Source organism: Komagataeibacter kakiaceti JCM 25156 (genome assembly GCF_000613305.1).
Window position 1 is genome coordinate 1 of record NZ_BAIO01000080.1, and the last position, 8,012, is coordinate 8,012.

General features: G+C 55.0%; 15 protein-coding genes and 1 pseudogene. 12 read left to right on the plus strand and 4 right to left on the minus strand.

Annotated features, from left to right (window positions below; genetic code table 11):
* The 11 genes and pseudogenes from JCM25156_RS06830 to JCM25156_RS06875 form a co-directional block, all read left to right on the plus strand.
* Window positions 1–297: tyrosine-type recombinase/integrase (locus JCM25156_RS06830; RefSeq protein ID WP_025812573.1), on the plus strand; the 297-nt coding region annotated here is incomplete at its 5' end.
* A gap of 138 nt (window positions 298–435) precedes the next feature.
* Entirely contained in the window at window positions 436–1,086 is a 651-nt protein-coding gene (locus JCM25156_RS27810) for an AAA family ATPase (RefSeq protein WP_084296473.1), read from the plus strand.
* A 29-nt stretch (window positions 1,087–1,115) separates the two neighbouring features.
* Complete coding sequence (locus tag JCM25156_RS27815; protein ID WP_084296474.1) at window positions 1,116–1,370, plus strand: ribbon-helix-helix domain-containing protein; 255 nt, start codon at window positions 1,116–1,118, stop codon at window positions 1,368–1,370.
* A 194-nt stretch (window positions 1,371–1,564) separates the two neighbouring features.
* Entirely contained in the window at window positions 1,565–2,470 is a 906-nt protein-coding gene (locus tag JCM25156_RS06840) for a replication protein RepA (RefSeq protein ID WP_025812575.1), read from the plus strand.
* Window positions 2,471–3,498: 1,028 nt separating this feature from the next.
* Entirely contained in the window at window positions 3,499–3,636 is a 138-nt protein-coding gene (locus JCM25156_RS27820; RefSeq protein ID WP_242402519.1) for a DUF4160 domain-containing protein, read from the plus strand.
* Window positions 3,626–4,032 (plus strand): annotated as a pseudogene (locus JCM25156_RS27825) (DUF2442 domain-containing protein). Before JCM25156_RS27820 ends, JCM25156_RS27825 begins: the two are co-directional and overlap by 11 nt.
* Window positions 4,033–4,344: 312 nt before the next feature.
* Window positions 4,345–4,629: a BrnT family toxin gene (locus JCM25156_RS06855; RefSeq protein WP_025812576.1), complete on the plus strand. Its 285-nt coding sequence runs from the start codon at window positions 4,345–4,347 to the stop codon at window positions 4,627–4,629.
* A complete protein-coding gene (locus tag JCM25156_RS06860) occupies window positions 4,613–4,876 on the plus strand; it encodes a BrnA antitoxin family protein (protein ID WP_034958702.1) in 264 nt (87 codons plus the stop codon). Before JCM25156_RS06855 ends, JCM25156_RS06860 begins: the two co-directional genes overlap by 17 nt.
* A gap of 84 nt (window positions 4,877–4,960) precedes the next feature.
* The gene (locus JCM25156_RS32355) at window positions 4,961–5,215 is read left to right on the plus strand and encodes a hypothetical protein (protein WP_084296476.1); all 255 of its coding nucleotides are present in this window, start codon (window positions 4,961–4,963) and stop codon (window positions 5,213–5,215) included.
* Window positions 5,216–5,407: 192 nt separating this feature from the next.
* Window positions 5,408–5,653 (plus strand): FitA-like ribbon-helix-helix domain-containing protein, encoded by a 246-nt coding sequence (locus JCM25156_RS06870; protein WP_025812577.1) that lies wholly within the window; start codon window positions 5,408–5,410, stop codon window positions 5,651–5,653.
* Entirely contained in the window at window positions 5,650–5,835 is a 186-nt protein-coding gene (locus JCM25156_RS06875) for a PIN domain-containing protein (protein ID WP_010518059.1), read from the plus strand. Before JCM25156_RS06870 ends, JCM25156_RS06875 begins: the two co-directional genes overlap by 4 nt.
* Before the next feature lie 53 nt (window positions 5,836–5,888).
* Here JCM25156_RS06875 and JCM25156_RS22210 read toward each other — a convergent pair whose 3' ends face one another.
* Window positions 5,889–6,290: a hypothetical protein gene (locus JCM25156_RS22210; protein WP_242402520.1), complete on the minus strand. Its 402-nt coding sequence runs from the start codon at window positions 6,288–6,290 to the stop codon at window positions 5,889–5,891.
* On the opposite strand from JCM25156_RS22210, the gene JCM25156_RS22215 reads away from it, so the two are divergent.
* Entirely contained in the window at window positions 6,277–6,612 is a 336-nt protein-coding gene (locus JCM25156_RS22215; RefSeq protein WP_242402521.1) for a hypothetical protein, read from the plus strand. The two genes, JCM25156_RS22210 and JCM25156_RS22215, sit on opposite strands and share 14 nt — an antisense overlap.
* Before the next feature lie 51 nt (window positions 6,613–6,663).
* Here the strand turns inward: JCM25156_RS22215 and JCM25156_RS06890 are convergent, their stop codons facing one another.
* From JCM25156_RS06890 to JCM25156_RS06900, 3 genes are all read right to left on the minus strand, one after another.
* On the minus strand, window positions 6,664–7,167 hold the full coding sequence (locus tag JCM25156_RS06890; RefSeq protein WP_025812578.1) for a Ros/MucR family transcriptional regulator: 504 nt from the start codon (window positions 7,165–7,167) through the stop codon (window positions 6,664–6,666).
* Entirely contained in the window at window positions 7,160–7,426 is a 267-nt protein-coding gene (locus JCM25156_RS06895) for a conjugal transfer protein TraD (RefSeq protein WP_025812579.1), read from the minus strand. The genes JCM25156_RS06890 and JCM25156_RS06895 overlap by 8 nt, the downstream gene beginning before the upstream one ends.
* A gap of 64 nt (window positions 7,427–7,490) precedes the next feature.
* Window positions 7,491–7,784: a conjugal transfer protein TraD gene (locus tag JCM25156_RS06900; RefSeq protein WP_025812580.1), complete on the minus strand. Its 294-nt coding sequence runs from the start codon at window positions 7,782–7,784 to the stop codon at window positions 7,491–7,493.
* Window positions 7,785–8,012 lie beyond the last annotated feature (228 nt).

Consider the following 8,012-nt stretch of genomic DNA (forward strand, 5'->3'; position numbering starts at 1 on the left):
GGCATCCGCGAGGCCCAGCGTAGGCGAGGGCGTGGATCGGCCGCCCGGCTGTGGCCCTGGTCCCGCATGACCGGCTGGCGGGCGGTACACGCGGTCATGGTTGCTGCCGGCCTGTCCGGCCCGGCCGCGTCCCCCAAGGGCCTGCGCCATGCCTTCGGCGTCGCTGCCGTCTCCAGCGGCATCCCCCTCAACATGGTGCAGAAATGGCTCGGTCACGCCCAGCTCTCCACCACCGCCATCTACGCCGATGCCGTCGGTGCCGAGGAGCAGGATATCGCACGGAAAATGTGGGGGTAAACGAGAAATATCTCGTTTGGGAAAATATCCTACATTCCGATTGAATGAATATTCATTTCACATTTTATGTGATTGACAAAGGCAAACATATTATGAGATGAAAAGAAGTTATTTTGGATATTCAAAAAGGATTAAAAGGTGATTATCGCAATAGGAAATACGAAAGGAGGGGTGGGAAAGACCACTTTAGCTGTTCAACTCGCCATAATTCGTGCCACTGCTGGTAGAGAGGTATGGCTGATTGATGGTGATCGACAGGGTACAGCAGCTGCTGCTATCGCAGCTCGTTCTGAAGCTGGAAAGCTACCTGGGATTGCTTGTGCACAGTATCCGGACGGCCCTAATCTACGTGCCCAAGTTCAGCAGCAGCGTGATAAATGGGATGATATTATCATCGATGTTGGCGGCCGAGATTCTACAGCGCTTCGCGCAGCACTCATTCTCGCTGATACGCTTCTGGTTCCGTTTGCGCCGCGTTCCTATGACGTATGGGCACTAGACGATATGGCTGCCCTCATTGATGAAGCACGAAGTGTTCGGGATGGATTGCGTGCTGTAGCTGTTATGAACCAAGCTGATCCAGGAGATCATTCAACGGATAATGTAGAGGCGGCTGCAGCAGTGAAAGATGTGCCGCAATTCATTTATCTGCCGATACCAATTCGACGCCGTAAAGCGTTCAGTAATGCTGGTGGAGCAGGTCTGGCTGTTTCCGAACTGACGCCACGAGACCCCAAAGCTATCGCTGAAATTTCTGCACTTGCAAATGCCGTTTTTAATCCGATTTGAATATTCATAACATATTAAGGATAGATTAAATGGCAATTCATCGCAAAGCTAAACCGACATCGGTAGAATCTGCTGCAGATGCTTTCGTTACTGGAGCTCCTGATGCAGGAAAAACAAAGCCTCCATCATACGACAAAGGGTTGCCCAAGGGACATAAACGCCAGATTAGTTTGACCATTGCTCCAGACCTATTACGGCGTGTTGATGAACGCGCTGAAGCTATGGGAACAGGCCGAGCTGCGTTTATCAGTATGGCAATTTTCAAAGCGTTAGAAGAAAGTTAAAATGATATTTTAAGAATATTCAAAAAATATATTAATGGTACTTTATTGGGTTAATTTTAGAGCCACTGAACGTGCATATATCTCTCTAAAGGGGATCTCGGCTTATGACACAAAAATGGCTGAGAAGACGAACAGGCCTTGCGTCATTGGTCGTATGCTGAACAACGTAGCAGGGACAGAGCGGGATGGGACGAATGAGCAAACGCAAACCACCATCAGAACAGAGTGAACTGGTCCTTTCTCCCACAACCGCACGTGTCATTCAGCTTTCGGCTGAAATTCAAGCAACTCCGCCTGATGAGATTGAGTTCATGCACACGGTGCTCTGTCAGGTTGGTCTTCCCCGTAAACGGACAAAAGAAACTCGCTTTGAACGAAACAATGGCAAGGCATCCCTGCTTATTACAGCGGGAGAAATGTTTAACGATGGCCATTGGGAAAAGCTCTTCGTCCCGTATGGAACCAAGCCACGATTGGCACTTTTCCACATTAGCACCGAAGCGATCCGAACAAAATCGCGTATTGTTGCAGTCGGGCGGACTATCAGTGAATTTATGAAACGCCTCAACATCAGCCAGAATGGTCCATCCCGTGAGGCATTTCGGGCACAGATGAATGCCTTGTGTGCCTGTGAAATGAAGCTCGGTTACGGGTCGCGCAATTTGAATGCCCGGCCGGTGGATGAATTCGATGCGTGGACCAAAAATCTCGCAAAAGATAGTACGATCGAGCTATCCGAAAAATTCTGGCAGGAATTGAAAGAAAACGCTGTCCCACTTGACCCTCGTGCACTTGAGGGTTTGCAGCACTCAGCTTTGGCGCTCGACATCTACACATGGCTTGCCCATCGACTTCATCGGGTGCGGCGGCCTGGTGAGAAGCTTACTTGGGCCAACCTTCGTTTGCAGTTTGGGCAGGAATATACGGATGATAAGAATTTCAAGAAGGCATTCCTGATCGCATTGCGACAGGTTGCGGCTGTTTATCCAGATGCAAGGCTTGAACAGGTTCGGACGGGTCTAAGACTGATCGCATCACCGCCGCCCGTACCGCGGCAGACGATCATCGCCTATCAAAAAACCATCGGATCAGATACTTAATCAGAAAATCTGACTAAAATGAGCGGTGCAATTACCACCCGTTGACCACAGGCCCTGTCGACTGATCGCGGTGCAATTACCACCCTTTTAGCAACGGCATCAACGGTTCAATTATAATGCAAGTGCTATCCTTTTGCGTCCGCTTCGATGTTAGAGGAAGGCGGTGCAATCACCACCCTTTTGGCATTTGTGGCACCACTGAAAGCACGGTGCAATTACCACCCCTCTTGTTCTGCTCAAAGCCTCCAAAAGATAGTGAGATTGTCACTGTTTCTAGGAGAAGGCCTCTCTCTGTGAACAGAAAAGTTATCCCGGTGCAATCACCACCCTAATACGGTGCAATCACCACCCGTAGGCACGGTGCAATCACCACCCGTAGGCACGGTGCAATCACCACCCCCCTAAAACCGATATGATTCCCGTTATCTAAACCGATAGGTTTTTCCGGTAGTTGTCCGATAATTTCTAACGGAATTGTGGAAAAATATAAGGCTACAAGAGTAAATCTTGATCTAAATCTCCGCCTCTTGGGGGCTACGCCCCCGCCGGCTCGCGGCCTACGGCCGCCCCGATCGCGCTTCGCGCGATCTCCCACCCGGCATCCCCCTGCTCGCCCTTTCAGGGCTGCGCTAAACGGACACGCCTACGGCGCGAGATCATAATCCGACAATGCGTTACCGCATTGTATCTCTACCAGCAGCTTTCTATCCTGCGTCGGCGTCTTCGACGCCCTACGGGGCTCCCGCTCCGCACTCGCCCGACGCCTGCAACACCAGAAGAACCGGGCAAAACCGTAATCTGCTCAAGACGCGCCGGTGTTCAGGCGATCATTCAGCAGCTCACGTGTCACAGCATGCCCACCAGACGCCACAGGATGGCCGTACAGGCATTATTGTGCGTGATGGCTATTGGGTTGGTAATAACGGGAATTGCGCTTTGTGTGGCCTCCCAGGACGCTCTGCGGACCTTGTCGGGGATTGATAGGCTGGCCAATGCATGTTCACGTCATAAGCGCGGATGGGGAAGCAATGATTGAAATTGACAGGAAAGCCCGACTGATACGGGCAGGTGGCATGAAAGATAAGGTCATACAGGAAGCCCTTGTCATCGTGCAGGACCACACTGAGATGCTGGCTGAAGCATGGGAGAAGATACATGGCGAATGACATGAACTATCAGCCGCTCGTGAAGCAGACGCACTTCATAGAGCGGCAATTCCTCATGCGGTCTCCGCACGGTTTATCCGTGCTCGCCGCGCTCTTCACGTCACGCTCTCCAACGGTGTTGAGATGAGCGTGCCTGTGGATCTGCTACAAGATCTGCAGAACGCTTCTCTGAATGATCTGGCCGAGATCGAGATCACTCCGCTGGGTAATGGCCTTCACTGGCCCCGTCTCGACGCCGATGTTCTGGTCGAAGGTCTGATCCACGGTATCTACGGTTCCCGAAGCTGGATGGCAGCACAGATGGGACGCGTGGGCGGATCGTCCACCAGCCCGGCAAAGGCGGCGGCGGCACGCCGGAATGGTGCTAAAGGCGGTCGGCCAAGGAACGTCGCGTAAGATAGTCACTGCCTTTCAGGCGGTAGGGAATTGTCGTGCCATGTCTGCTCGCTGCAACGACCATTCTTGTCGAAAGGGTAAACCGTATCAGCCCACCCTTTGGCTGAAGGGGATCGGGTTTTCCAAGCCCTTTGGGCATGCCCGCACCAACGGTGCAATGGTGTATGAGAGCGCGAAATCCTAGGGGGACGGTCTGGGGACACCGTGGGGACTGCCAGGGGGATCGTTACGGGGGAAGATGTGGGGATGGAACGGGGACCGCCGATTTCTAATGACGTTGCATTTGTGTAGACAAATGTCTATCTTCCCTGCATGAAGATTGCGGGTTTCGACTGGGATGACGGCAACTGGCCGAAATGTGGCAAGCATGGGGTCTCCCGTGCGGAAATCGAGCAGGTCCTGCTGGGAGAACCTGCCGTCATGGCTGATCCTTATCCTGGTGAACCCCGGATGCGGGCCATTGGCAGGACTGAAGCCGGACGTTACGTTTTTCTGGTCTTCATGTTCAGGACGATCAGCAGCCAGACCCGGTTACGTCCCATTAGTGCCCGCTACATGCATCAGAAGGAGATCGACCACTATGAGCAGCAAAAATAGGTCCATACCCTCGCTGCACAGTGACGAAGCGGCCGAGGATTTCGTCGCGACCGCCGATCTGACCCGGTATGACCTGTCCGGTTTCAAGCCCATGCGCTTTGAGATCGAACCCAAGGCGGCTGCCCTCAACATGCGCCTGCCGGCGTCCTTGCTGGACGCCGTGAAAGCCAGGGCGAAGGCAAAGGGTATCCCTTACACACGCTATGTGCGGATGCTGCTGGAGACCGATGTCGCACAGGCGCGGTAAAGTGTATTCAAACCAGAATAGGGGAGATCGGGCGATGTAGGTACGCCCGGAAATCACTCCGCGCGTCATGGAGGGGAAGCTCCCATGTCTCGCACCTATCATCACAGCCGCAGACACGGCCGGGACCATCGCTGGGCCAACCGGCCGGATCGCTGTGGCTATGGAGGCTCACGTGATGCCTCTGAATCTCCAAACTGGTACAGCCATCTGCATGATATCCGTCCTGGCCGTCATCATGACAGGCATATTGCCTGCCTGGTCATCAAGGGCGACCTCGATCCTCTTGAGGCGGTCTTTCCGTATACCGGAACCCGGCGGCCCCACGAATATTACTGGTAACCTTCAGCGCGGGAATGAGAGATCGTTCCCGCGTTCTGTTTCCGTCTGGATTTTCAGGCCAGTTTGGACCTGCGCTTCCGTTTTCAGCTTGGTGCGGGATTTCGTCTCTTCCCTCAAACACCTAACCTGACCTGATGATTGAAAATGCGCAGTCAGTGATTGCAATGCTGTCATTGCCTGCTGGAGGTTCCTATGGCCGTCATGATTATTCGCAATCTCGATGACAGTCTCAAGCAGCGGCTTCGTCTGCGCGCAGCACAGCATGGGCGTTCCATGGAGGAAGAGGTGCGCGATATCCTGCGCTCCGCTCTTTCCGCTGAAGTGTCGCAGGGGGTAGATGCCGGTCAGGCCATCCACCAGCGTTTTGCCAGGCTGGACGGGGTAGACCTGCCTGCCGTGTCCCGTGAGGCTATCAGGGATGTGGATTTCGGAGTGTGATCGTTCTCGACACCAACATCCTCTCCGAACTGATGCGCTCCGGGCCTGACGGGGCGGTGCTGGCCTGGATGTCCCGTCAGTCCATGATGACCATCTTCATCACGACCATGACCCAGGCCGATATCCTGTATGGGTTGGCGCTGCTGCCGGAAGGACGACGGCGGGATCTGCTTGAATTATAGGTTCATTGAACCTATAATTCAGCATGAGGCCACGGTGGACAGTCGAAGACCTGTCATTCGAAATAGACGATGACCAGAGCAGTGATCCGATCGCAACCCTGGTTATTCAGGCTCCTGGTGTCGTTCTGATGGTCATGGCTGAATTCAGTGTCGATCGATCCCAAGGATTCATGAAGCTGGCCAAGACTCACATCCACGGTGCAACAGCCAATGGGGTCGGGTTCGTCAATCTGAAAACGATCGCACAGGCCGTTCTGGAAGGAATGGATCTCGATGAAATCATCATTGAAGGCGGAATTCGCACGACTGGGGCCTGTCCAGGCCATATCCCGTGTCCGTTCCGGTTCACGCGCCAGATTCGCCCTGACCCTGACGCGTGAGGGGTGGCCTGATCTCAATTCCATTGCTGCCACGATGGCGCTGTCCAGGCGTGGACTGACGATGCTGGCCGCCAAGAAGACGGTGGAAGACCTCATCAGGCAATCCTCGGAACAGGCGGAAGGGCATGCAATCGTTCTGCTGCCCATGACTGACACGATCGAGGCGGTTATTTCCGACCTTGCAAAGGCTGGGATCAGGGCGATCCATGTTGATCACAAGGCCGATGTGGATGTGGCCCTGATCCGTCGGCGTCTGAAGCTCAGTCGCCGACAGTTCGCGCTCTGGTATGGTCTGGAAGAGGAAACCATCAAGGGTGGGAAAGCGGGAACGTACGCCGGATACCGCTGCAAAAAGTTATCTGCGCGCTATTTCCAATCGGCCGGAAGCCGTGCGTGAAGCCTACGCCCAGACGGAATAAATTCCGACAGATCAGGCTTGTCTGGACCTTCAGGCCAGTTTTGGCCTGCGTCCGCGTTTCTTCTCTGGCAGGCGTGTGACCGGAACTTCAGCTTCCGGTACGTGCGAAGGTTCCGGTGTCGCCTTGACGGTCCTCCCCAGTCCGGTCTCCTGTGCCAGGACAGAGCGTCGGGCTGCATAGGATGGGGCGGTCATTGGGTAGCTTTCCGGTAGACCCCATTTTTCCCGATATTGCTGGGGCGTCAGGCCATAGACGGTGTGAAGGTGACGCTTGATCATCTTCATTTTTTTCCCGTCCTCCAGGCAGACGATGTAATCCGGGAACACGGATTTTTTCACGGGCACGGCCGGTACCAGATCCGGTGTTCCGGTCGTCGCCTGTCCCAGACTTCCGAGCGCCTGAAACACCGTGGCGATGAGGCCTGGCAGGGTATCCGACGGAACCGTGTGACTGCTGACATAGGCTGTGACAATCCGGGTCGTAAGCTCTCGCAATGTGTCAGCTTCAGATGATAGTATCTCGTGGTCAGTCATGGTCACGTCTGCCTGTTGTCCTGTCATGTTCCCGGTCGCTGTCGAAGGCATGAAGCCCCGCACGCCTCCAGCGTGTTTTCAGGTCGCTTGACGCGGTATTCCTGCCCTCCCGAAGCTGCCCCGCAATGTCCAGGAAGGCCCCGAGCAGGGTTGCGCGGTCATCATCGGTCAGATCGACCAGTCCCGCCTTCTGGACCAGGCCACCCAGTTCGATCAAGTGATGGGTGCGTTCGCGTCGCGCCTTCGCCCAGTCGCGCATGTCGGTGCGTGCCTTTCGTGCCTGATGGCGATGGATCAGGGCCGCCTGCTTCCTGATCCGTCTTTCAAGCGCCAGCAGATCCGTTCTGATCGTTTCCGGTTCCTTTCCGGCCGCCCTTTTTTGCGCCGGCCTGAAAGAACGCCGTCCCCCGTTCGGTCCACCTCGCGACGGCTTCGGGTTTGCCGTCCGCCTGTTCAACAGCCGCAAGCAGCACCCCGGCCAGCGCCTCGATCGACAGGGTATCGGCTCCCGTCGCCTCGACCAGTTCGCCGAGCTGGATGGTCCGTTGCACCTTGAGCTGCTTCGCCTTTTCCTGAAGCGCCTTCAGTTCCGCATCAATGTCCCGTGGCCTGCGCATTTCCGGTCACCTGTCCTGCTGATTTGTGGCATACTCTACCACACAGGCGAGAACCGCGTCACTCATCCAGATCAATCAACTATTGCAGCGCAATAAAATGTAAGTGCGCGCTTATACGTCACTTCGTGACGTGCGCTTAAGGGGTGTGATAGGATCGTGCTTATGGCGATCTATCACCTGCATGCAAAGGTCATCAGCCGCGCCACCGGCCGGAGCGCCGTGGCGGCG

Bases quoted from the DNA above. Each gene is read 5' to 3' on its own strand.
- JCM25156_RS06890 (WP_025812578.1), bottom strand. From the start codon at position 7,167: ATGACTGACCACGAGATACTATCATCTGAAGCTGACACATTGCGAGAG.
- JCM25156_RS06895 (WP_025812579.1), bottom strand. From the start codon at position 7,426: ATGCGCGACTGGGCGAAGGCGCGACGCGAACGCACCCATCACTTGATC.
- JCM25156_RS06900 (WP_025812580.1), bottom strand. From the start codon at position 7,784: ATGCGCAGGCCACGGGACATTGATGCGGAACTGAAGGCGCTTCAGGAA.
- JCM25156_RS27820 (WP_242402519.1), top strand. From the start codon at position 3,499: ATGATTGAAATTGACAGGAAAGCCCGACTGATACGGGCAGGTGGCATG.
- JCM25156_RS22215 (WP_242402521.1), top strand. From the start codon at position 6,277: ATGCTGGCCGCCAAGAAGACGGTGGAAGACCTCATCAGGCAATCCTCG.
- JCM25156_RS06870 (WP_025812577.1), top strand. From the start codon at position 5,408: ATGGCCGTCATGATTATTCGCAATCTCGATGACAGTCTCAAGCAGCGG.
- JCM25156_RS27815 (WP_084296474.1), top strand. From the start codon at position 1,116: ATGGCAATTCATCGCAAAGCTAAACCGACATCGGTAGAATCTGCTGCA.
- JCM25156_RS32355 (WP_084296476.1), top strand. From the start codon at position 4,961: ATGTCTCGCACCTATCATCACAGCCGCAGACACGGCCGGGACCATCGC.
- JCM25156_RS06860 (WP_034958702.1), top strand. From the start codon at position 4,613: ATGAGCAGCAAAAATAGGTCCATACCCTCGCTGCACAGTGACGAAGCG.
- JCM25156_RS06855 (WP_025812576.1), top strand. From the start codon at position 4,345: ATGAAGATTGCGGGTTTCGACTGGGATGACGGCAACTGGCCGAAATGT.
- JCM25156_RS06840 (WP_025812575.1), top strand. From the start codon at position 1,565: ATGAGCAAACGCAAACCACCATCAGAACAGAGTGAACTGGTCCTTTCT.